This is a genomic window from Streptomyces sp. MCA2 (assembly GCF_023544705.1).
Taxonomy (GTDB): domain Bacteria; phylum Actinomycetota; class Actinomycetes; order Streptomycetales; family Streptomycetaceae; genus Streptomyces; species Streptomyces decoyicus.
Genome location: NZ_JAMJFM010000004.1, coordinates 54,060 through 76,379, shown reverse-complemented (window position 1 = coordinate 76,379; position 22,320 = coordinate 54,060). Strand labels below are relative to the sequence as shown.

General features: G+C 71.8%; 20 protein-coding genes. 7 read left to right on the top strand and 13 right to left on the bottom strand.

The window, feature by feature from the left end; genetic code table 11:
* Nucleotides 1-47 precede the first annotated feature (47 nt).
* Nucleotides 48-1,262 carry a glycosyltransferase gene (locus tag M8I34_RS04755; RefSeq protein ID WP_250048158.1) on the top strand — a complete coding sequence of 405 codons (1,215 nt, stop codon included), beginning with the start codon at nucleotides 48-50 and terminating at the stop codon, nucleotides 1,260-1,262.
* A 41-nt stretch (nucleotides 1,263-1,303) separates the two neighbouring features.
* Here the strand turns inward: M8I34_RS04755 and M8I34_RS04750 are convergent, their stop codons facing one another.
* From M8I34_RS04750 to gmd, 3 genes are read right to left on the bottom strand one after another with little or no spacing between them, the layout of a single operon-like run.
* Complete coding sequence (locus M8I34_RS04750) at nucleotides 1,304-2,428, bottom strand: glycosyltransferase (protein WP_250048037.1); 1,125 nt, start codon at nucleotides 2,426-2,428, stop codon at nucleotides 1,304-1,306.
* The gene (locus M8I34_RS04745; protein WP_250048036.1) at nucleotides 2,425-2,961 is read right to left on the bottom strand and encodes a putative colanic acid biosynthesis acetyltransferase; all 537 of its coding nucleotides are present in this window, start codon (nucleotides 2,959-2,961) and stop codon (nucleotides 2,425-2,427) included. Before M8I34_RS04745 ends, M8I34_RS04750 begins: the two co-directional genes overlap by 4 nt.
* Nucleotides 2,958-3,971: a GDP-mannose 4,6-dehydratase gene (gene gmd, locus M8I34_RS04740; protein WP_250048035.1), complete on the bottom strand. Its 1,014-nt coding sequence runs from the start codon at nucleotides 3,969-3,971 to the stop codon at nucleotides 2,958-2,960. Before gmd ends, M8I34_RS04745 begins: the two co-directional genes overlap by 4 nt.
* Before the next feature lie 177 nt (nucleotides 3,972-4,148).
* Here gmd and M8I34_RS04735 point away from each other — a divergent pair, with 177 nt between their 5' ends.
* Nucleotides 4,149-5,093, top strand: a complete 945-nt coding sequence (locus tag M8I34_RS04735; protein ID WP_250048034.1) for a GDP-L-fucose synthase — start codon at nucleotides 4,149-4,151, stop codon at nucleotides 5,091-5,093.
* A 76-nt stretch (nucleotides 5,094-5,169) separates the two neighbouring features.
* Here the strand turns inward: M8I34_RS04735 and M8I34_RS04730 are convergent, their stop codons facing one another.
* On the bottom strand, nucleotides 5,170-6,672 hold the full coding sequence (locus tag M8I34_RS04730) for a sugar transferase (RefSeq protein ID WP_374210853.1): 1,503 nt from the start codon (nucleotides 6,670-6,672) through the stop codon (nucleotides 5,170-5,172).
* A gap of 277 nt (nucleotides 6,673-6,949) precedes the next feature.
* Here M8I34_RS04730 and M8I34_RS04725 point away from each other — a divergent pair, with 277 nt between their 5' ends.
* Both M8I34_RS04725 and M8I34_RS04720 read left to right on the top strand, forming a co-directional pair.
* Nucleotides 6,950-7,627, top strand: a complete 678-nt coding sequence (locus M8I34_RS04725; RefSeq protein WP_250048032.1) for an AIM24 family protein — start codon at nucleotides 6,950-6,952, stop codon at nucleotides 7,625-7,627.
* Between the two features lie 199 nt (nucleotides 7,628-7,826).
* Nucleotides 7,827-8,555 carry a ribonuclease H gene (locus M8I34_RS04720; protein WP_250048031.1) on the top strand — a complete coding sequence of 243 codons (729 nt, stop codon included), beginning with the start codon at nucleotides 7,827-7,829 and terminating at the stop codon, nucleotides 8,553-8,555.
* A 170-nt stretch (nucleotides 8,556-8,725) separates the two neighbouring features.
* Here M8I34_RS04720 and M8I34_RS04715 read toward each other — a convergent pair whose 3' ends face one another.
* The gene (locus M8I34_RS04715) at nucleotides 8,726-9,382 is read right to left on the bottom strand and encodes a maleylpyruvate isomerase N-terminal domain-containing protein (protein ID WP_250048030.1); all 657 of its coding nucleotides are present in this window, start codon (nucleotides 9,380-9,382) and stop codon (nucleotides 8,726-8,728) included.
* Between the two features lie 133 nt (nucleotides 9,383-9,515).
* Nucleotides 9,516-11,702, bottom strand: coding sequence for an FUSC family protein (locus M8I34_RS04710; RefSeq protein ID WP_250048157.1), 2,187 nt, complete (start codon nucleotides 11,700-11,702; stop codon nucleotides 9,516-9,518).
* 467 nt (nucleotides 11,703-12,169) lie between these two features.
* Here M8I34_RS04710 and M8I34_RS04705 point away from each other — a divergent pair, with 467 nt between their 5' ends.
* Complete coding sequence (locus tag M8I34_RS04705; RefSeq protein WP_250048029.1) at nucleotides 12,170-12,715, top strand: DUF4232 domain-containing protein; 546 nt, start codon at nucleotides 12,170-12,172, stop codon at nucleotides 12,713-12,715.
* Between the two features lie 63 nt (nucleotides 12,716-12,778).
* Here M8I34_RS04705 and M8I34_RS04700 read toward each other — a convergent pair whose 3' ends face one another.
* A complete protein-coding gene (locus M8I34_RS04700; RefSeq protein WP_250048028.1) occupies nucleotides 12,779-13,735 on the bottom strand; it encodes an NAD-dependent epimerase/dehydratase family protein in 957 nt (318 codons plus the stop codon).
* Nucleotides 13,736-13,953: 218 nt separating this feature from the next.
* On the opposite strand from M8I34_RS04700, the gene M8I34_RS04695 reads away from it, so the two are divergent.
* Nucleotides 13,954-14,667 (top strand): TetR/AcrR family transcriptional regulator, encoded by a 714-nt coding sequence (locus tag M8I34_RS04695; protein ID WP_250048027.1) that lies wholly within the window; start codon nucleotides 13,954-13,956, stop codon nucleotides 14,665-14,667.
* A 201-nt stretch (nucleotides 14,668-14,868) separates the two neighbouring features.
* Here the strand turns inward: M8I34_RS04695 and M8I34_RS04690 are convergent, their stop codons facing one another.
* The 5 genes from M8I34_RS04690 to M8I34_RS04670 form a co-directional block, all read right to left on the bottom strand.
* Nucleotides 14,869-15,459 (bottom strand): hypothetical protein, encoded by a 591-nt coding sequence (locus M8I34_RS04690; protein WP_250048026.1) that lies wholly within the window; start codon nucleotides 15,457-15,459, stop codon nucleotides 14,869-14,871.
* Nucleotides 15,460-15,697: 238 nt separating this feature from the next.
* Nucleotides 15,698-16,369, bottom strand: a complete 672-nt coding sequence (locus M8I34_RS04685) for a response regulator transcription factor (RefSeq protein WP_250048025.1) — start codon at nucleotides 16,367-16,369, stop codon at nucleotides 15,698-15,700.
* Nucleotides 16,366-17,718 carry a sensor histidine kinase gene (locus tag M8I34_RS04680; protein WP_250048024.1) on the bottom strand — a complete coding sequence of 451 codons (1,353 nt, stop codon included), beginning with the start codon at nucleotides 17,716-17,718 and terminating at the stop codon, nucleotides 16,366-16,368. Before M8I34_RS04680 ends, M8I34_RS04685 begins: the two co-directional genes overlap by 4 nt.
* Before the next feature lies 1 nt (nucleotide 17,719).
* The gene (locus M8I34_RS04675) at nucleotides 17,720-18,880 is read right to left on the bottom strand and encodes an acyltransferase (RefSeq protein ID WP_250048023.1); all 1,161 of its coding nucleotides are present in this window, start codon (nucleotides 18,878-18,880) and stop codon (nucleotides 17,720-17,722) included.
* The gene (locus M8I34_RS04670) at nucleotides 18,873-19,841 is read right to left on the bottom strand and encodes an alpha/beta hydrolase (RefSeq protein ID WP_250048022.1); all 969 of its coding nucleotides are present in this window, start codon (nucleotides 19,839-19,841) and stop codon (nucleotides 18,873-18,875) included. The genes M8I34_RS04675 and M8I34_RS04670 overlap by 8 nt, the downstream gene beginning before the upstream one ends.
* A 335-nt stretch (nucleotides 19,842-20,176) precedes the next feature.
* Between M8I34_RS04670 and M8I34_RS04665 the strand changes: the two genes are divergently transcribed.
* Nucleotides 20,177-20,911: an IPT/TIG domain-containing protein gene (locus M8I34_RS04665; protein WP_250048021.1), complete on the top strand. Its 735-nt coding sequence runs from the start codon at nucleotides 20,177-20,179 to the stop codon at nucleotides 20,909-20,911.
* Nucleotides 20,912-20,940: 29 nt separating this feature from the next.
* On the opposite strand, the gene M8I34_RS04660 is transcribed toward M8I34_RS04665, so the two are convergent.
* Nucleotides 20,941-22,074, bottom strand: a complete 1,134-nt coding sequence (locus M8I34_RS04660) for a cellulase family glycosylhydrolase (RefSeq protein ID WP_250048020.1) — start codon at nucleotides 22,072-22,074, stop codon at nucleotides 20,941-20,943.
* Nucleotides 22,075-22,320 lie beyond the last annotated feature (246 nt).

Below are 22,320 nucleotides of genomic sequence, written 5' to 3'. Positions count from 1 at the left end.
GAGGGGGACCAGTCGTGGAAAACTCGTTCGCGGGCCGGTGTGTGCTCGTGGTCTCGACCAACTACGCACCCGAACACACCGGTATAGGGCCGTACTCGACGCAGATCGCCGAGCACCTGGCCGCAACCGGCGCCGACACCCATGTCCTCGCGGGTATGCCGCACTACCCCGCCTGGCGGGTCGCGGAGGGCTATCGCGGCCGCTGGCGGATACGCGAGCGCCGCGGCGGGGTCACGGTGCACCGCAGGCGCCACACCGTTCCGCCGCGGCAGACCGCCCTGCGCCGGGCGCTGTTCGAGGCGAGCATCCTGGCCCACGGTGCCATGTCGCCCCCGCGCATCCGCCCCGACGTGGTGCTCACCCAGATGCCCAGTCTGGCCGGGGGAGTGCTGGGCGGGCGCCTCGCGCGACAGGCCGGGGTGCCGCATGTCGTGGTCGTCCAGGACCTGATGGGAGCCGCCGCCGAACAGAGCGGCATCCAGGGCGGTGGCCGGGCGGCCGCCCTGGCCGGAGCGGTGGAGGCCAGGGTCCTGCGCGGGGCGGCCGTCGTCGGGGTGGTGCACGAGTCGTTCGTGGACCGGGTCACGGCGATGGGCGTGCCGCGCGCACGGGTGCATGTGGTGCCCAACTGGACGCATGTGGAGGGCCCGAGCGGCGACCGGGAACGGACCCGGGCACGCCTGGGCTGGTCCGAGAAGGAGACCGTGCTGCTGCACGCCGGCAACATGGGGCTCAAGCAGGGACTGGAGGTCCTGGTCGAGGCCGCCAGGCTCGCCGATCAGGAGGCCGCGCCCGTACGGATCGTGCTGATGGGCGACGGCAACCAGCGCGCGCATCTGCAAGGGCTCGCCGCGGGCGTCTCCGCGCTGTCCTTCCTGCCGCCCGCCGACGCCCAGGATTTCCCCGATGTGCTCGCCGCCGCCGATGTGCTCGCGGTGACCCAGAAGGCCTCCGTGCTGGACATGAGCCTGCCGTCCAAGCTGACCTCGTACTTCATGACGGGCCGGCCGGTGATCGCCTCGGTGGCCGCCGAAGGGGGCACCGCCCAGGAGGTGCTGCGCTCGGGCGCCGGGTCGGTGATCGCACCGGAGGACCCGAAGGCGCTGCTGGCGGAGGTCCGGGCGCTCGCCGACGACCCCGAGCGGGCGTCGCGGCTGGGAGCGTGCGGTCCGCAGTACGTCGAGCAGCGGCTGAGCAGCCGGGCCGGCCTGGAGCGGATCACCGCTCTGCTGCGGACCGCGACCGCGACCGCGAGCCGGTAGCCGCGGGCGGCGGGGGCGGTGTCCGCACCCGCCGCCCCGGGTCACCCGCCGCCGGGCCGGGCGAGCGAGGCGTACCACTCCTCCAGCCGGTCGGTCACGGCCGCCAGCGAGAACTCCGCCTCGACGGCCGCACGGCCCGCGCCGGTGAGGCGCTCCCGCAGCGTGCGGTCCTCCAGGAGCCGCAGCACCGCGTCCGCCAGCTCTTCCGGCGAACCGTCGGTCACCAGAGCGGCCTCGCGCCGCTGGAGAGCCGCGGCGATACCGCAGCTGTCCGTGCAGACCACCGGCGTGCCCACCGCCAAGGACTCCAGCACGCTCATCGGGAACGGCTCGTCGACGCTGGGCAGGACGTACACGGTGGCCCGCGCGGTCCGTCGCACCGCGGCGTCGTGATCGAGGGCCCCGCCGTACGTCACCGCCTCGCCGAGCCCCTCGTCGGCGATCAGCCGCCGGACCTCCGCGAGCCGCCCCTCGTCCGAACCGTGCAGGGTGAAGGACACCTCGGGCCGCTTGCGGTGCACCAGGGCCGCCATCCGCACGAAGGCCTCGGGGCGTTTGCGGCTCTGGAGGCGGGCGAGGAAGAGCACATCCGTCTCGCTCCGCTCCGCGTCGAGGGGCCGGGCACGGACCCCGTTGGGGAGCCGGACCAGGCGCGGCCCGCGCGGACCCAGCACCTGCCGCAGCCCGGCCTCCTCCTCGTCGGTGAGCACCAGCGCCGCCACCGCCCGGCGCAGCAGCGGGACATAGACCCGGTCGAAGAGCCGCGCCACCGCCGAGCGGCGGGGCTGGACCATGCCGTGCGTCTGCACCACGAAGGGGCGGCGGCGCACCACGGCCACCGCGAGCGCGGCCAGCGAGACCAGATCGCGCCCGGCGTGCAGATGCAGGGCGTCGGCCCGGCCCGCCCGCCGCCAGAGCACCGGCAGCAGTCCCGGGTGGAACAGGCCGAGGAAGCCCTGCCCCGGCACCAGCGTGCGGGCCGGCCGGGCGCGGAGCGGCACGCCGTCCACGGACCCCGGGGGCGCGCCCCGCCCCCGCCACAGCGAGATCAGCTCCACCTCGTGGCCGCGCGAGGCCAGTTCGCCCAGCTGCCCGGTGGCCACGCTCACCGGACCGCCGTACGCCCCGTCATCGCTGACCAGGGTCACGACATGGGTGATCCTCATACGGCACCCCCGGTGGTGTGCACGGCCCCCGCCGGCACATCGCGGTGGGCGACCGCGCCGGCGCCGACCACCGCGCCCGCCCCGACGGTGACGCCGCGCAGCACCATGGCGCGGGCGGCCACCCAGGAACCCGGCTCCAGCCGGATCGGTGCGTTGTCGAACTCGAAGGTGGGCGAGCGCCGTTGATGGCTTCCGGTGCACAGCACGGCGCCCTGCGACACACAGACATCACTGGCGATGCTGATCGGCTCCAGGTTGATCAGCCAGGAATCCTCACCGATCCAGACGTCGTCGCCGACCGTCAGCTTCCACGGCCACTGCACCCGCACCCGGTGCCGTATCAGCACCCGTTCGCCGACGCGGGCGCCGAAGGCCCGCAGCAGCGGGGGCCGCAGCCGCGGCGGGAACCACCACTTCAGGAACAGCAGGTTGAGCACGGCGAACCAGGCGGCCTGGGTCAGCAGGCCCCGGCCCTTGTCGTAGCCGGCGCCGGTGAAACCGCGCAGCCGGCGGGTGGTGACAACAGGTGTCATCGGTCCACCCGCACCCGGTGGCCGGAGAGTTCGTCCGCCAGCTGCCGTACGTCCGACTCGACCATGATCCGGGCGAGTTCGTCGTACTGCACCTTCGCCGACCAGTCCAGCAGGCGCTTGGCCTTGGACGCGTCGCCGATGAGCGCGTCCACTTCGGAGGGGCGCTCGTACTTCGGGTCGAAGCGCACATAGCGCTCCCAGTCCAGCCCCACCGTGCGGAAGGCGGCCTCCAGGAAGTCGCGGACGGTCGCGGCCACACCGGTCGCCACCACATAGTCGTCCGGCTCGTCCCGCTGGAGCATCAGCCACATGGCCTCGACGTACTCCGGGGCGTAACCCCAGTCGCGGACGGCGTCCAGGTTGCCCAGGTAGAGATGTTCCTGGAGACCTGCCTGTATGCGGGCCACCGCGCGGGTTATCTTGCGGGTGACGAAGGTTTCGCCGCGCCGCGGGCTCTCGTGGTTGAAGAGGATGCCGTTGACGCCGAACAGGCCGTACGCCTCGCGGTAGTTGACCGTGGACCAGTACGCCATGACCTTGGCGCAGCCGTACGGGCTGCGCGGGTGGAAGGGCGTCGCCTCGTTCTGCGGCGGCGGGGTGGCGCCGAACATCTCCGAGGACGAGGCCTGGTAGAGCCGGGTCTGCACCCCGCCGGCCCGGATGGCCTCCAGCAGCCGTAGGGCGCCCAGCCCGGTCACATCGCCGGTGTACAGGGGCGCGTCGAAGGAGACCCGGACATGGGACTGGGCCCCGAGGTTGTAGACCTCGTCGGGCTGCACATCACGCAGCAGATTCACCAGCGCGACCCCGTCCGACAGATCGACGTGGTGCAGCAGCAGCCGTCGGTCCGGGGTGTGCGGGTCCTGGTAGATGTGGTCGATGCGCTCGGTGTTGAAGCTCGACGAGCGTCTCATCAGCCCGTGCACTTCATAGCCCTTACTCAGCAGCAATTCGGCGAGATATGAACCGTCCTGGCCGGTGATTCCGGTGATGACCGCGGTTTTCGGCATGGCTTCCCCCCACGAGAAGTGATGTACATCGGGATCGATCGATGGAATTCCCACGCGCCTGCGGACCGCGGGGCGTGGACGCTACCCGCTCCGTGGCCGGTGGTCGAGAGCGAAGTGCGGCAGATATTTCCTGAAATAGTCGGTGGACGTATCGGGTTCAATGACACAATCCGGCCCATGGATGACTTGCTGCCCACACCCGCTCGCGTCTTTGTCGCGGGCCACAGAGGTCTGGTGGGATCCGCCGTGGCCCGGCGGCTGACCGCCCAGGGCTATGACGTGCTGACCCGTACGCACGCGGAACTCGACCTGCGTGACGCCGACGCCACCGCGGCATTTCTGCGCGCGGCCCGGCCCGATGCCGTCGTCCTGGCGGCCGCCAAAGTCGGCGGAATCATGGCCAACAGCACCTACCCCGTGCAGTTCTTGGAGGACAACCTGAGCATCCAGCTCAGCGTCATCGCCGGCGCGCACCAGGCCGGCGTCCGCCGGCTGCTGTTCCTCGGATCGAGCTGCATCTACCCCAAGCACGCCGCCCAGCCCATCACCGAAGACGCCCTGCTGAGCGGGCCGTTGGAGCCCACCAACGAGGCGTATGCGATCGCCAAGATCGCCGGCCTGGTGCAGGTCAAGTCCTACCGCCGGCAATACGGTGCCTCCTTCATCTCCGCCATGCCGACGAACCTCTACGGGCCCGGCGACAACTTCGACCTCGAGACCTCGCACGTCCTGCCGGCGCTCATCCGCCGCTTCCACGAGGCCAAGGAGAAGGGACTGGCCGAGCTCACGCTCTGGGGCACCGGCACCCCGCTGCGCGAGTTCCTGCACGTCGACGACCTGGCCGCGGCCTGTGAGGTGCTGCTGCGCCGCTACGACGGCGACGACACCGTCAACGTCGGATGCGGCGAGGACCTGACCATCGCCGACCTGGCCTCCTGTGTGGCCTCCGCGGTGGGATACGAAGGACGGATCTCCTTCGACCCGTCCCGCCCCGACGGCACCCCGCGCAAGCTGCTCGACATCAGCAAGATGCGCGCCCTGGGCTGGTCGCCCACCGTCCCGCTGGCCGAGGGCATCGCCCGGACCTACCGGGCCTGGCAGGCGGAGCCGGCCCGGGTGTGACCGGGCCGGTCCCCTGGTGTGCGTCCGGCGCCCGCCCTTCGGCGGCGCGCCGGACACACACCCGTGCCCCATGGTTCTAGTACGCACCGCGCCCGTCCACGACGGCACGCACGGTCCGCATCAGCACACCGAGGTCGCCGGCGTAGGACCAGTTGTCCACATAGCTCAGGTCCAGTGCGACGGTCTCGTCCCAGGAGAGATCGGAGCGCCCGCTGACCTGCCACAGGCCGGTCAGCCCCGGCTTGACGGATAACCGGCGGACCTCGGTCCCGTCGTACCGCTCGACCTCCTCGGGAAGCGGGGGCCGCGGGCCGACCAGCGACATATGGCCGGCCAGGACATTGAAGAGCTGGGGCAGTTCGTCCAGCGAGAAGCGCCGCAGCAGACGGCCCACCCGTGTCACCCGGGGATCCCGCCGCATCTTGAACATCGCCCCGTCGTGCTCGTTCGCCGACTCCAGCGCGGCCCGCATCCGGTCGGCGGTGACGACCATCGTGCGGAACTTCCACATCCGGAACGGCATCAGATCCCGGCCGACCCGGATCTGCCAGTAGAACACCGGCCCTGCCGTGGTGAGCCTTATCGCCGCGGCCACCGCGGCGAACACGGGGGCGAGCAGCACGAGCAGCAGCAGGGCCCCCAACCGGTCCGTGGCCTGCTTCAGCAGCACCGGAAGACCCCGTCGGGCCGCCGGGTCTATGTGCATCACGGTCAGACCCGCCGCCTTGGCGAGCCGGACCCGGTGCTGTGACACATCGATCAGGCCCGGAAGTATGGCCAGATTCCGGCCTCCGTCGTGCAGCGCCCAGGCCAGCCGCCGCACCCGCGCGGCGGACAGCTGACGGCCCGGCGCCACGAAGACGAGATCGGCATCGAGTTCCGCGGCGCACCCGAGCACGGTCTCCCCGTCCAGTGCCCCTTCGGGTGCCTCTCCGTCGGACGCGAGCCGGGCCGGGACGGGCAGCGCTGATTCGGTGGCTCCCTCCCCGACGATGCAGCTGCCGACGACGACGTATGCGTGGTCGGTACCGTGCGCCAGCTCCGCGAGCACCAGGTCGACGGCGCCCGCTTCCCCGACGACCAGCACCCGGCGCAACGCCTGCGCACGACGCCGCATGGCGAGCAGGTACCGGTGCACGAGCTTGCGCCGGGCCACGCTCAGTGCCAGGCAGGGCAGCAGGGCGACCACACAGACCTTGAGACCCACCTCGACCCGCGCCCCGACACAGACGACGGCCAGCACGCCGAGCATGGTCAGCCAGTCCCACACGACCGGCATCACCGCGGCGCCACCGCCCGGCTCATCCCTGGTGTAACGATTCTTCGACAGCCCGACGGCCAGCCACGACAGGCAGGCCAGCAGCGCCGTGAGCCATGGCTGTGGCTGCCCGGTCACGGCACAGAGCACACCGACCGGCACCAGGGCACCTATGGCGTCCACGGCCAACGCCGCCTGCACAAGACGTCGTTCCGTCGACCTGTGTCCGCCCTTCTCGCTGCGCTCCGGCGCACGATCCAACTTGGCTGTTCCGGCAGGTGATTCGATCACCCGTGATCCGGCAGCTTCGAACAACCCCATGGCCCCCCACTTGGTCGTCCCCTCACTTCCGGCGCGGCTGGAGCCCCCCGGCCACACAACCGCCCCGTGTCGGACGTGACGCTAGAGCACGTTGCGCCCGACTGCTGTGGTTTACCTATTTTGAGTGTTCTTGTGTCTCATTGTTTACAAAGCAACGGACTCGTGGTCGCGTTTCGGCCGCCGCTCCGGAGGCCGCGGCCGGGTGGGCCGAGGCGCCTCCGTACCCGCGGCCGGGCGTTCCGGTGTGCCCTCTCCCGGACCCGCTTAGCATGCTGCCATGAACAGTGATCTCTTCGCGTCCGAGAACATGGCCACGCCGGCCACCGCCCCCGGAATGACCCAGCAGAACGCCAAGTCGATCAAGTACGCGCTGGACGGCGAGTGTTACGCGCGGCAGGGCTCGATGATCGCCTACCGCGGGGATCTGCACTTCGAGAAGCAGGGGCAGGGCGTCGGCAAGTTCCTCAAGCGCGCGGTCACCGGTGAGGGGCTGGCGCTGATGGCCATACGGGGCCGGGGCGAGGTGTGGTTCGCCCACGAAGCCGCCAACTGCTTCATCATCGACCTCGCCCCCGGCGACGGCATCACCGTCAACGGCCGCAACGTGCTGTGCTTCGACCCGTCCCTCTCCTACGAGATCAAGGTCGTCAAGGGCGCCGGCATGGTCGGCGGCGGGCTCTTCAACTCCGTCTTCAGCGGCCAGGGCAAGCTGGCCGTGATGTGCGAGGGCAATCCCCTCGTCATCCCCGTCTCCCCGCAGTCCCCGGTCTTCGTCGACACCGATGCGGTGGTCGGCTGGAGCAGCGGCCTCCAGACCTCGCTGCACCGTTCGCAGAGCCTCGGTTCGATGCTCCGCGGCGGTTCCGGTGAGGCAGTCCAACTCCGCCTCGACGGCGAGGGCTTCGTGATCGTACGGCCGAGTGAGCTCCGCCCGGAGAAGACAGCGGGCAACTGATCCGGGCCGGGCCGGCGCGGACGGCCGTGGGCGCGGGCTCGCAGCCCGGACGCCGCTCCGTGCACGGACACCGCTCCATGCACCGGACGCCGCTCCCGGCCGCCGCGGCCCGTGGCGCAGAGTGTGACCTGGGACTCAGGCGGTGGCCGCACACGGGGCGCCGACGGAGGCGGCTTCGCTCGGGGCGTCGGCGGCTGGCATGATCGCGCGCATGGCTGAACGCGTGATCGCCGCTTGTGACGGCGCGTCGAAAGGAAATCCCGGGCCCGCGGGCTGGGCCTGGGTCATCGCCGACGGTGCGGAGACCGTCGTCCGGTGGGAGGCCGGCCCGCTGGGCACCGCGACCAACAACGTCGCGGAACTCACGGCACTGGAACGTCTGCTGGCGGCCACCGATCCGGCCGTTCCGATGGAGATCCGGATGGACTCCCAGTACGCGATGAAGGCCGTCACCACCTGGCTGCCCGGCTGGAAGCGCAAGGGGTGGAAGACCGCGGCGGGCAAGCCGGTCGCCAACCAGGAACTCGTCATGCGCATCGACGCACTGCTCACGGACCGCTCCGTGGAGTTCCGGTACGTGCCCGCGCACCAAGTGGACGGCGACCCGCTCAACGACTTCGCCGACCGGGCCGCGAGCCAGTCGGCGATCGTCCAGGAGGCCGCCGGCAGCGAGCTCGGCTCCCCGCAGCCACCGCCCGCCCCTGACACCGTCCGGCCTTCCGGCTCTCGCCGAGGTGCCTCCGGCGCGGTGGCGAAAACGGCGTCCTCGCCTAAGCGGCGCACCTCGGGAAGTTCGACGCGGACCCTCAACGCCAAGTTCCCCGGACGCTGCCGCTGCGGACGCTCCTACGCGGCGGGCGAGCCCATCACCAAGAACCCGGAGGGCTGGGGGCACCCCGCCTGCCGCTCCGGCGTGGCCGACGACTGAGCTCCTTCGACGAAGGCGCACGGGCGTACACGGTCCGGACGCGTACGGGGACCCAGGTCCTGCCGCCGGCCTGCCGCCGGACGAGCCCTGAGGCCGGCATGAACCGCTGAGGGGTGAGGCAGGGGGTCGCCCTTGCCTCACCCACACCCGGCCAGTCCACAGGTGACGTATCAGCCCAGGGCGAGCGGCAGTTTCGCGGCCAGCTCGCCGAGTTCGGCATTCTCCGCGTCGGTCGGTGTCCGGCGGCCGGTGCCGACCAGAAGTGCGTCCTTGTCGCTGAACGACGCGGGGAACGCGGCGTCGGCGATCTTCTCCAGCGTCGCGCGGGATCGGGCCAGGCCCTCCGCGGGCGGGTCCGTCGCGTCCGGGAGGTACGCGATCAGGTCGAGGTGGTGCAGCGTCCATTCCAGGACGTACGCGGTGAGGTAGTCGCCCGCCGTGAGGACTTGGTCGCGGGTGCTCACCCGGACGCCGGGGTCGGCGAGTGCGGCGGCGCGTCCGGCGGCGGAGCCGACGTCGTCGAGGTGGAACTTGAGCAGGCGGGGTTCCTCGTACGCGGCGGCCAGCCGGACGGTCAGCGCGTCGAGCGGGTCCTCGCCGGTCGGCGGTTGGCTCTCGACGTTCCAGTAGGTCACCGCGTCGACGGTCGGTTCGGTTTCGGCGGGGGTGACGAGGGTGATCAGGACGTCCTGCGCGTCGATGATCAGGTGGCACACCAGGTCCCGCACGAGCCAGCCGGTGCAGCCGGACGGCTGCGCGAAGTCCTTGTCCGGGAGTTCGGCGACCGCCGTGCGCAACGCCGTCCAAGAGCGTGAGAAGAGATCCACATCGGCACGGTAGTGCGGCACCGCAAGGGCGGACAAGCGAATTCGGCAGCAGCCGCCTCGAACGGCATGGTCTGACGGGCACCTTCGCAACGCGCCCTGGGCAGGGCGTGTTGCGGCCGGCCGCCAACTGGCCCTAGATGCTCTTGCCCGCCTTCGGCCCCGCCACCGGTACGTCGAGGGGGCGGGCGATGCCGACCACGCCCTCGTCGAGGCGCTGGAGATGCCGGAGGACGCGGAAGGTGACGGAGCCCGAGCGCAGGGCACCGGAGCCGGCCGCGTCCAGCATCGCGGCGATGCTGACGCCGGATTCGACCTCGCCTTCGGCGGTCTCCTCCAGCACGCGCGCGACGATCAGATCGATGTTGTGCCCGATCCGCCGGCCGGCGCGCTCCAGGCGCGGGTCGGCCGCGACGGTCTTGCTGTACGGCACCAGTTCGGCCGTCGCCGCCAGGGAACGGGCGTGGTAGGCACAGGTCTCCAGGAGCGCCACCAGGTAACGAGCGGTCTGCCGCCGGACCCGCAGCGGGGTGATCGGATGGGTCAGAGGCTTGGTGGAGGCGCGCAGATCGTCCAGCGCCGTGTCCAGATCGCGTGCCTTGCCCAGCAGGTCGACGGCGGGGCCGCCGCTGAGCTGTTCCACCGCGGCGGAGACGACATCCCGCAACCGGACCAGCACCGTGCCCAGCAGCTCGTCCGTACGGCGGTCGGTGTGCACCGGCAGCACCACCATGGCGGCGATGATCCCGCAGGCGGCGCCGAGCGCCGTCTCCTCGATGCGCAGCACCAGCACGGACAGGCTGTAGGTGTTGAGCAGGGTGTAGAGCAGCCCGAGCATCGCGGTGACGAAGAAGGACATCAGCGCATACGAGAGCGGTGCGGTGAAGAACATCCCGAAGATGCACAGCAGAACGAGCGCGAACGCGGCCCAGGTGTGGTTGCCGACCAGCCCGGCGAGGGCGACACCGGCGACCACGCCGAGCACCGTGCCCACCAGCCGGCGGTATCCCTTGACCAGGATCTCGCCCGTGGAAGCGGTGTTGAGGAAGACCACCCAGCAGGCCAGCACGGCCCAGTACCAGCGCTGGCTGGAGAGGAACTCACCGCCGATGATGGCCAGGGTCGAGCCCACGGAGACCTGGAACGCCGCCCGGGTGGTGGGCCGTTGGAGCCCGGTGCGGTCCTCCTCCGTGTCGTCCGACTCCTCGGCCCCGACGATCGCGAGATCCTCGGCGTCGAACTCCTCACGTGAGCGCGTGGTGGCCGGGGAGTCGTCCGATTCGTCCTGTGGCCCGTCCAGCGCCAGCCGCAGACCCAGGACGGCACGTGCGGCCTCACCGAGCCCACGGAAGACGTCCTGGACGATGGACGAGGCGCGCGGCAGAGTGTCCTCGTCCCGGTAGCCGAGCAGCCGGTTGCGTACATGGGCCAGCGCGGTGCCGCGGTCGTCGGGCGCGCGCCGGGCGACCAGCAGGAGCAGGGCATTGAGATCCCGGCGCAGGGTGCGGGTCGCGTCGTCCTCGGCCTGGGTACGGGTCGCCGTGGCCGGGACGGGGGCGTGCGGCAGATGCATGGTGAGGGTGTCCGCCCGCTCCGCGCTGCGGGCGTTGAGTATCAGCATGCCCAGCCGTTCGGCGGCGATCTCGGCATCCGCGACGCGGCGTTGCACCAGCCCCGCCGCGGCCGCGTCCCGCGTCCCCTCCTCCAGGCGGCCCTGGATCATCAAGGCCGCCTCGTGCAGCCGGGCGGTGTGCCGCCGCAGGTCGTCGAGGACCTTGTCCAGTTCGTCGGGGCCCGCGTCCAGCAGCTCCAGCTGGGTTGCCAGCAGCTGGGCCAGGCGTGCCCGGAAGGCGGCACGCAGACGGCCCAGGGTGCGCTGGGGTGTCTCCGGGACGACGGCGAACCGTACGACCGCGCTGCACGCGAAGGCGATGCCCAGGGTCAGACACAGCTCGGGGAGGGCGGGGACGGTGGCGTGCACGAACAGCGAGACGAAGTAGACCTGAAAGCCGATCAGGCCGAGTGCGGTGCCGCGGTCGCCGAACCGCCGGGAGTAGACGGCACCGAAGATCAGGAGGACGAAGAACACATCACCGGCGATGACCAGGGTGTGCAGCAGCGCCGCCAGCGACATGGCGGCCAGCGCGACGGGCAGGCCCAGCGCAAGGGTGATCGCCTGGCCCGGCACCTCCTTCTCCTTGATCGCGAAGGTGGCGACCATGGCCGCCATGGCGCCCGCGACCATCAAGGTCACGTCGGTGTGGAGCGGCGCGAGACAGACGAGGGTGAGCACGATCGCTCCGACCGTCCGCAGCCCCGCCATCAGTCGCAGCAGCCCTGGGTCGGATGCCGCGAAGCGGTCCCAGGTGCTCGTCCCAGCCCGCCGTATCGCTGCGATCACGCTGCCGTACACTCCCACTTCTTGTCGTGCTCCGGAGTGCTCCAGCATCGCACGTCTGATCGGAACGGCTTCCGCCGCATCATCCCGGCGCAGCCGCGCCCACCTGCGAACTCCTCGTACCCCCTCGCACTCCTCGCATCCCTCGCACCTCTTCGTTCTCCTCGCCCGCCCTGGTTTCCCCGGTATTAGCGAGGCGTTAGCCGATCATCAGTGGCCACACCGAGAGTGAGTGACGCGGAACGAAGAAGAACTCACCGCCCGGATCCGCGCTTCCGGCTCCTCCGCGGCGCGTCGCCCCTCGCGGGCGGCCGGGGAGAGCCGAGCGGGTCGCACGGCGGGAGTTGTACCGAAGTTTCTCCGGTTTCCGGAGAAGAGGGAGTTGATGACTGATGACCATCCGTGGTCTGCGTACCGCCGCCACCGTCACCGCTGCTGTCGCCCTTGCGGTGGGAGCGAGCGCCGGAATTGCCTCCGCGGCAGGTGCGGCAGGCACCGGCGCGGCCGGCGCCGGCTCGTGCGCACCGGGGACCCTGAAGGTCACGACCACCGACGCGGGGTCGAGCCAGGCCGGAATGAGTCACTCGGGCACCTACCTGAAGGTGACCAACACCGGCCAGAGCACCTGCGCGATCAACGGTTACCCGGGGCTGGCGCTGGAGGGTGCCGGTCACACGGCCCTGAAGACCACCGCGCACCACGGTGACACCTACTTCGCCAAGGACCCGGGCGCGCACCAGGTCACGCTGAAGCCGGGCAAGAGCGCCTTCGCGGACCTGGTCTGGACGCACGCCGGTCCGTCCTCGGCGCAGGCCAAGTACCTCCAGGTGTCTCCGACGGGCAGCAACTCGCACAGCGTCGTGCCGTTCGACACCCTCGTGGACGGCGGGGCGCTGTCGGTGACGGCCTGGTCGGCGAAGCTGCCCAGCGCTTCCTGACCACCACGGGCACGCCGAAGGCCGACGCACCGGGCGTCGGCCTTCGGCGTGTGTGCGTCCCGCTCAGCTCCGGGCGCCGGCCAGCAGCGCGCGGTACCAGTCGACGGTGGCGTCGAGGGTCGCGTCCAGGGGTGTCGGCTGGATGCCGAAGGTGCGCTCGAAGGCGGTGGAGTCCACGATCTGCGGTTCGGTGTGCTGGTAGAACATCTCCGCGTACTCGTCCATGAACGTCGCGTCGAACGGCCCGAAGGGGCGGGGCTCGGCCAGGGTCACGCTCCGCACCGGTTGCCCCACCCGCTCCTCGATCATCGAGTAGATCTCGCGTGTGGTGACGGCGGGCGCGGTGGGAAGGTGCCAGACCCTGCCGTCGCCTTCCGGGTGGGCACCGAGCGTGGCGAGTCCGGTCGCCACGTCCCGGATGTCCGTGTAGCTGTGGGGCAGGTCGATGTCGCCCATGCCGAGCGCCTCGCCACCGGTCAGCGCGCCGGGGAAGACCGCTCCGCCGAGCGACGAGTTGAGCACGCCGGGACCGACGAAGTCGGCCGACCGGCCGAGGACGACACGGGCGCGCCCCGCACGGTGGGCGGCGAGATAGCGCTCGTCCAGCTGCGCGCGCATCCGCCCCTTGCGGCTGGTCGCCCGCCACGGGGTCTCCTCCGTCATCACCTCGCCGTGCGTCGGGCCGTACGGGTACAGCGTGTCCAGCACGACCAGGCGGGCGCCCGTGGCCTCGACGGCGGCCAGTACCGCCTCCTGGACCCGGGGCATCACCTCGACCTGGCGGTGATAGTCGACGTTCACGCAGTGGTAGACGACGGCGGCGCCCTGGACGGCGGCCAAGGCCCCCTCGGGCGTGCTCACATCGGCGGCGAACCGCTCGATGCCCTCGGCGGCGCTGTCCGGGACCGAGCGGCTGACCAGCCGTACGGCGTGGCCGCGGCGGACGAGTTCACCGGCGAGCGTGGTGCCTGCGGGGCCGGCGCCCAGCACTGCGTGGAGCGAGAGTTCTGCGGCAGACATGGCGGTTCCTTCTCTACGAGCCGATGACCGATGAGCAATGACCTGTGACGGAAGCGGGGGGGCGGGTTTCGTTTCGCTCTCTCGCTTCTGTTAGAGACTATAACTACAGCGACGCACCATCGCAAGAGGAGGGTTGGCTACGATCGGCGACACCCGCTCAGAGCCGCTCACACCCGGCTCATACGCGCTGGACACCGTCGCGAACGCAGGAGGAGAACATGGCCGCCGAGGCACGGAGTCCCCGGGCCCGCTACCGCGAGCAGAACCGTGCGGAGATCAAGGCGGCCGCGCTTCAGCAGCTCGCCGAAGGGGGCGTGCAAGCCGTGGCGCTCACCCGTATCGCCAAGGACATGGGGCTGTCGGGTCCCGCCCTCTACCGCTACTTCGCGGGCCGGGACGACCTGCTGAGCGAGCTGATCCGGGACGCCTACGACGAGGTGGCGCGGGCCGTCGAGCACGTCGACGGTGCGTCCGCCGCCGACGACGCGCGCGCCACCCTGCACGCCCTCGCCGACGCCTACCGGGACTGGGCCGTCGCGCAGCCGCACCGCTATCTGCTGATCCAGGGCACTCCGGTCCCCGGCTACGCGGCTCCGCCGGACACCCTGCTCCGTGCGCGGGCCGTCCTGGGCCCGTTCCTGAAGGTGTTCGCCGAGGGCGACCCCACAAAGACGCTGCGGCCGGTCGTCGACGAAATGGACGCCTGGGTGCGCCGGGAGGCCGATGTCGCCGGCTGGCTGGCCCAGCACACCGGGCTGGCTCCGCACGACGCGGCCGCCGGGACCGCCCTCGCCGGTACGGTGCTGGCCTGGTCCCAACTGCACGGCACGGTCAGCCTGGAGGTGTCCGGCCAATACGCCGGGATGGGGCACCGGGCGCAGACCCTGCTGACCGCGCAGCTCGACATCTTGGCCGACTCCTTCCAGCTGTAGCGCGCGGGCCATGGCGCACTTCCGCCCCGGCCGTCGCTGCGAGAGCGCGCCCGGCCGGGGCGGAAGGACAACGGGGTGAGGGGGACGGGCAACTGGGCGAGATCGAAGGGCGATTGGGCGAGGCCGAAGGGCGATCGGACGGCACGGCAGCCCGGGGTGGTGCGCGCAGGCCTGCCACCCCGGGTCGCTCAGGGGCGGTGGTCAGTTCTTGGCGGCCTCGTGCGACGGCGTCCAGTGGTGCACCTTGTAGTCGCCCTTCTCCAGGGTCTCGAACGGGGCGGAGCCCAGGCACTTGCCGACGCTGTTCTTCGGCACGCCGTCCATGGCCCAGCTGTAGCCCAGCCGGTCCCCCTTCTTGCCGCCGTCCAGCACGGTGAAGCCGAACCGCTTGCCCTTGAGGTCCCCGATCTCCGGCAGGCCCGGTGCGCTCTTGAAGTGCGACGCGGTCACGATGCCGGTGGCGACGGCCACCGGACCACCGGTCACCAGGCAGTCGATACGGCCCTGGAAATGTCCGCCCCAGACCTTGCCGAAATGATGGCTCACGTAGAACGTGCCGCGCGCCTTGTCGGCGAACCCGTGGGCGTTGATGCGGAAGTGGACGTTGTCGCCGGGCTGTCGCGCGAGCTTGGCGGAGCCCGTCAGCGACGGTGCGTCGGCGCTGTGCCGGGCGGCCCGGGGCCCGGCCTCGGCAGCCGCGGCCGGCCCGGTCGTGCCCAGGGTCAGTGCGGTCGCCGTACAGGCGGCGAGAGCGGCGGCGGCCACGACGAGCGGGCGGCGGATTCGGGGCATTGCTTCCTCCTGCGGATGCGGTCATCGACCGGATTCGGTGCGGCAGGGAGGCGATTTCCTGCCGTTCACCACGGTCCCGTTCGCCGCGACGCCCTGCATCGCTCCCCAGGTGGGTGCCGCTCCGCCGCACGGCGGAAGGGCGAGGGGTACCGGAGGCCGATGCCGCGCCGGGGCCGCCCACTTCACCGTCGGAACTCCCCGCGGCCGCCGTTCGCGCAGCGCCCTGCCGCGGGCCGGCTCAGTATCCGGCCGGGCGTATCAGCCCCGTCTCATACGCGAAGACGGCGGCCTGTGTCCGGTCGCGCAGGCCCAGCTTGACCAGGATCCGGCCCACATGGCTCTTCACGGTCTGCTCCGCCACCACCAGACGCTCCGCGATCTCCCCGTTCGACAGGCCCTGGGCGATCAGGGCCAGCACCTCGGTCTCGCGTTCCGTCAGATCACCGACACGGTCCTTGAGGGGGGTGCGAGGGGAGCTGGTGACCCGGGAGAATTCGGCGATGAGGCGCTTGGTGATGTTCGGCGCGAGCAGAGCGTCGCCGGCCGCCACCACCCGTACCGCCTGGGCGAGTTCGGCCGCCGAGGCGTCCTTCAGCAGAAACCCGGAGGCACCCGCGCGCAGCGCCTCGTACACGTACTCATCGAGGTCGAAGGTGGTCAGGACCAGGACCTTGACGGTGGCGCCGGCAGGTTCGGTGAGCTGACGGGTCGCCTCGATGCCGCCGAGCCGGGGCATCCGGACGTCCATCAGGACGACGTCCGGGGCGAGTTCGGCGACCTGGGCAACGGCATCGAGGCCGTCGACCGCCTGGCCGATGACCTCGATGCCGGGTTCGGCGTTGAGCAGCACCGTGAACCCCTGTCGGACCATGATCTGGTCGTCGGCGATCAGCACACGGATGGGCGTCATGGGGCATCCTCACCGGGTTCGGCAGGCTCGGCGGTGTGCGTGGGGAGGATCGCGGTCACCTCGTAGCCGCCGTCGGGAGTGGGGCCGGTGGCCAGTTCACCGCCGAGCATGGCGGTGCGCTCGTGCATGCCCAGCAATCCGTGGCCGGCGCCCGGCGAGGGCGGGGCGGGCCGGTCCGGCGCGGTGTTGGTGACACGCACGGTGAGCCCGCCGGGCCGGTACCCGAGGTCCACCCGCACCGCCGCTCCGGGCGCGTGCCGCATCGTGTTGCTGAGCGCCTCCTGGACGATACGGAACGCCGACAGGTCGACTCCCGGCGGCAGCGGACGCGGTTGGCCGGTGGTCTCGGTGACGACCGCGAGTCCCGTTGCGCGCACCTTGCCGACCAGCTCGTCCAACCGCCCGAGGGTGGGCTGCGGGGCATGCCGTACTCCGTCGGACGGGGCGTCCTCCGAGCGCAGTACGCCCAGGACCCGCCGGAGTTCGGTCAGCGCCTCGACGGCGTTCTCGCGGATGCCCGCGAGATTCTCCTTCAGTTCGTCGGTGGGTTCCTTGACCAGGTGCGGGGCGACCTGCGCCTGGATGGATATCACCGACATGTGGTGGGCGACCACATCGTGCAGCTCGCGGGCGATCCGGTTGCGCTCCTCCAGGAGGGTGCGCCGGGCCCGCTCGTCGGCGGTCCGCACCTCCTGCTCGACGAGTTGGGTACGGGCCACCCGGCGGCCGCGCAGCGAGGCGCCCACCACCACCGCGGTCGTGCAGGTCATGGCGTCCTGAAGGAGGCTCGGCTGCTGGGCGGGTGCCGCGAAGGCCCATGCGGCCAATCCCGCCAGGAGGGTGAGCCCCAGCGCCTCGGCCGCGACCCGGGGGCGGACCCGCAGCGCGAGGAGGAACAGCACGAAGGTGTGCAGTGCGATCCCCGGGAAGCTCCAGGACCACAGCGGGGCGTGGCTGACTTTGGTCTCGCCGACGGTCCTGGCCAGGAAGAGCGCAAGCGTCGACAGCCACCAGGCGGGCACCGGACGGGACAACGCGAGGATGGCGGCGCCCGACTGGAGCACGACGAGCAGCGTCACGGCCATCGCGCCGGCCGTCGCCACGGTTGTCGTCGCGGCCGACGTCGTGGCCGGTTCGAGTTGCGGCTCGTACTGATTCGCATTGGCCAGACCCATCAGCACCGCGAACAGCACCGCGTGGGCATGCGGCAGCCGGCCCAGCCAGCGCAGGCTCGGCAGGGGATCACGCGCCACCGTGCACAGGTCCTCGCGCAGGGTGCGTGGCACCGCCCGCACGGCTTCCCACAGCCGCCCCCCGTTGGTCCCGCCCCCCTTGCTCACACGACGCATCCTAAGCACGCCGCACCGCCGTGGTCCGTGCGGGACGCCCCTCCTGTACCACCCGGGTGCCGGCCCGCCGTCCTTGCTCGTACGTACGGAACGCGGCCCAGCACATCAGCAGCGTCAGCGCGAACACCGGCAGCCAGGCCAGCCGGGCGAGCACCCAGCCGAAGCCGGTGGGGACGGTGTGCAGGCCGGGCAGGGGATCGCCCGCCAGCAGCCCGACCGCCGTCACCGCCATCAGCGCGGTCTGATGCCACAGGAAGACCGTCATCGCCGACAGGTTCGTCAGCGCCACCGCCGCCCAGAGCGCGGGGCGTTGCAGCATCCGGCGCAGCGGGCCGATCAGGAGCAGCGCCGCCCCCGACTGGGCGAGACCGAAGGTGACGGCCGCGAGAGTGGGCGGGTTGAGGTTGGAGATGTCGGCGCCGGGCACCCCGACCATGGCGGCGGGGTAGCCGGCCCACACGACGAGGCCGGCGGTGACGGTGGCGCCGCCGAGCAGCAGCACCCAGCCGGTCGGGCGGCTCCGCAGCCCGCCCCGGGCCCAAGCCGCGCCCAGGCAGTACGGCACCAGCCAGCCCGCCAGGACATTGATCCAGCCCAGCCAGGCCGGCCCGCCCAGACCGAACCGGATCAGGTCGACGTGCAGGACGACGGCGAGCGGCCACAGCGGATGCAGCCTGGCGACCAGCGGGGTCGCCGCCGTCAGCGCCATGAGGACCAGCAGGAACCAGAGCGGGGACAGTGCCAGTTTGCCCAGCGTGCGTACGGTCTCCAGGCCGGCGCCGGAGGCGAGCAGCGCGCCCGCCACCACGCTCCACACCACCAGGACGGCAGCAACCGGCCGCAACAGCCGGGCTGTCCGGGCACGGAGCCACCGCCCGTACGTGCCGCCCCGGGCACGGGTGGCGGCACAACTCCTCGCGGCCACCCGGCCGCCCACCAGAAAGAACACCGCCAGGGTCTGGAAAACCCAGGAGACCGGGGTGAGTTGCGGCATGTGGTGCAGCGGGCTGGCGACGTGCACCGCGCCGCTGTCGGCGACCAGGGCGGTCACCAGCCAGTGCCCGAGCACCACACCGAGGATGGCGAGCGCACGCAGGGCGTCGACGCCACGGTCACGATCGGGCGGGGTCGCGGAGGCGATCCGCCGGGCGAGGTCACGCACGGTGGCCCTCCTCGGCAGGGTCCTGCCCGGAGACGATCCGGGCGAGGTTGCGCAGGGATACGGAACCGGGCGCGAGGTAGTCGCTGTGGCCGCCGGCGCCTGCCGGGAAGGGCCGGGCGCCGAAGGCGGGCGAGACCGGGTCGGACCCCAACCCCAGGGTGAAGAAGGGAAGTTGTACCTGAGCGTGCGGCACGTCGGCGATCCAGTCGTCGTCGCCCCGGCCGGCCCACACGGTCGCTCGGGTGTGCAGCGCCGCGACGCTGCCGGCACCCGCCCCGGGGCTGCCGTACAGGACGATGTCCGAGGCGTCGAGCCCCGGAGCGGCCCGGCCGCAGACCCCGGAACCGTAGGAATGGCAGAGGACGGTGATCCGGGCGGGCGGCCGAAGTGCGGCCATCTCACGGACGAACGCCCGCAGTCGGGGAGCGGCCTCCTCGGCGAGGCCCGGTGTCACGACCCGGGTGCTCATCGTGGCCGGCGTCTCGTATCCGACCCAGGCGACGACGGCGGACCGGTCGCCCAGCTCCTGCCGGAGCGCCGTCGCACCGGCCCGCAGACGTTCGTACCGGTCGAGGTTGGTGTCCGAACCCGGTACCAGTACGGCGATCCGGTCGGCCCGCGCCAGGTTGCCGACGACCTCGACGGTGCGGCCCCCGTTGCGGCCGTCGAAGGACAGGAACTGCCGTGCCGGACCGGCCATGACGCGCAGTGCGTCGGCCCGCGCCCGGTCGCCGTGGCCCTCGGCCATCCGCTCCGCCGCGCGGATGCTGTCGCGGTTGACGGCGTACCGCTCGGCGAGGGCAGCGGGGCCGGGGGACCGCAACGGTGCGAGGGCCACCGGGACAGGTGCCGGAACGGCCGAGGGGCGGGCCGCACCCGACACGGGTACGGCCACCGAGGCGGCGACGAGTGCGGCGAGCAGGGTGCGCAGCGGGCGGCTGCCGGGCGGGCGGGGCGCCATGAGGGAGGGTCCTTCCGTTCCGGAAGCCGGTCGTGCTTCCGGAACGACGCTATGGATCACCCCACTTGGTCGGCGTCCCGCCGTGGAGCGCACTTCCCGCGTAGCTCTCAGGTACTACGGGTAGGGGGCGACCGCCGGCACGGCGGACGGTTGCGGCCCGCGCCGGTCGTGGCAGGGGCGTGCGCGGCAGGCCGGGGACGAGTGAGATGCGGCAGGCCCACGCTGCGCCATCCGGGTGAAGATGCGAAGCGCGCCCTCGTCACGCTCGAACGACCCTGGGTAACTGGTGAGCGACAGGCATGACAGGGGAGTTACCGCACAGAGGTGGCGAGGACATGCCGATCGATCCGACCCAGGGCTCCACCGGCGGCGGTGCCGCGGTGACGCTGACCGGCACCGGCCTCGAGAATGCCAGCGAGGTGCGCTTCGGCACCAAGCCGGCCACCATCACGGCCAATACGGCCACATCCGTCTCGGTGGTCGCTCCCTCGGGAGCCGGCGTGGTCGCCGCCACGGTGACGACGCCCGGGGGGACCAGCAACCCGGTGGCCTTCTACTACGTTCCCCCGCCCGTCATCCTCGACGTCTCGCCCACCTCAGGACCCGTGGCGGGCGGCGCCACGATCACCGTCACCGGGCGCGGCCTCGCCACCGTGACGTCCGTGGCGTTCGGCGCGACGGCGGTGACGCCGACGGTGGTGTCCGACAGCCAACTCACCGTCGTGAGCCCGGCCCACGCGACGGGTCAGGTGGCCCTGGTCGTCACCGCGCTCGGCGGGAGCGACACCGCGTCCGGGACCTTCGGCTTCGTGGCCGCACCGACCGTCACGGGCTTCAGCCCCGTCACCGGCCTCCCCGCGGGCGGCACCCTGGTCGACATCACCGGCACCGGTCTGTCGACGACCACCGGCGTGACCTTCGGCGGCGTCCCGGCCACGTTCGCCGTGCTGTCCGGCACCCGGGTAGCCGCCGTCGCCCCCACCCATTCCCTGGGTGCGGTCACCATCGCGCTCACCACCACGGGCGGCAGCGCCACCGCACCGGGCGTTTTCATCTACCTCCTCGGCTGACAGGGCGAGGAGGGCGGACGGGCCCGCACTCATCCACGTGGCGAGACCGTCACCGTGACGCGGCCGGAGGCACCTGGCCGCGTCCGTACCCGGATCGTGCCGCGCTCCCCGGCCGGCACGACACGTGGCCGGGCCAGGGCCGGGCCCTGAACCGACACCTGCCATCCCGCGGCCGTGGGCGGCGCGCTCAGCTCGCTGTCGTCGGACCGTCCCGAGGAGTTGTAGACGAGGCGGAACGTCCGCGTCGTGGGGTCGTAGCGCTGCTCGCGTACGGTGCCTGCGACGGCGGGGGCATAGGGACGTGCGGTCTGTTCCTTGTTGGCGAGGAAGCGGCTGTCCTGGCCGACGGCGCAGTACCCGCCGCCGTAGCACCACTCCCAGCCCGCCCAGCCGGAGCTGTAGCGGTCGAGGGAGGCGAGGGCATCGCCGTAGAAGCGCACCATGTGGGGCAGCGAGCTGTCCCTGGGGCCCCACTCGCCGACGACGACCGGAATGTGCTGGGCGCTCGGATAGCGGGTGACGGCGTTCTCATAGGCTTCGAGCCAGTGCGCCGAGGGGTCGTAGTCGCCGCCGGCTTCCATCGTGGCGTTGTAGAAGTGCGGGGCGTAGACGACCTCGGGGTCGTGGATGCGGCCGAGGCCGGTGGGCAGCCCCTCGCCGGCGATCGGGGTCGGTTCGACGAACAGTCTGTGGTGGCGGTCGGCCGTGCGGATCGCGTCCGCGATCCGCTGGTACATCGGGGTCAGCTGCTCGGACTCGATGCGGTGGGCGGCTGCCGGAAGGTCCTCGCCCTCGCGGAGCCGCCCCATGGGCTCGTTGATCAGGTCGTAGCCGAACACGGCCGGGTGGTGGGCGAAGCGCTGGGCCAGCACGCGCCACATACGGGCTTGCGCCCGCTGGAGGTCGGCGTCCTCGTAGAGGTGCTCGAAGGCCGCCTGCACGGCGGGCTCGAAGTACTCCGCGAACCAGTCGTCCGGATGCGGGGTGAAGGGCAGCCCGTCGGTGCGGGTCACCCACTCCGGGATGCCGCGATGGCCGAACGCGGGCCCGAAGACGTCCTGGTGGGCGTCGAGGACGACCCGGATGCGCCGGCGGTGGGCCCAGTTGAGGATCCGTTCGATCTTGCAACGCGCGCCGCGGGCCCGGGCACGGCTTCGCGCCATGGGTGCGCAAGCTGCCGCCGTTGGTGTCAGAGGGGGGCCGTGCCTTGCGTGGTGTGTGGAGTGAGACGGCGGGGGAGTGCAGGGTCGGCGTGGGCATCGGTCTTGTGCCCGGCCGGCCGGCTCCCGGGTCCCGTCGGCCGGCGGTGGTGCCGGGACGGCGCCGACGCCACGGTGAACGCGGCCCCGCTCGGGGCGCCCGGCGGTACGAGGGCGGAGCCCGGACCAGTGGAGCGCGAGGCGAAGGGC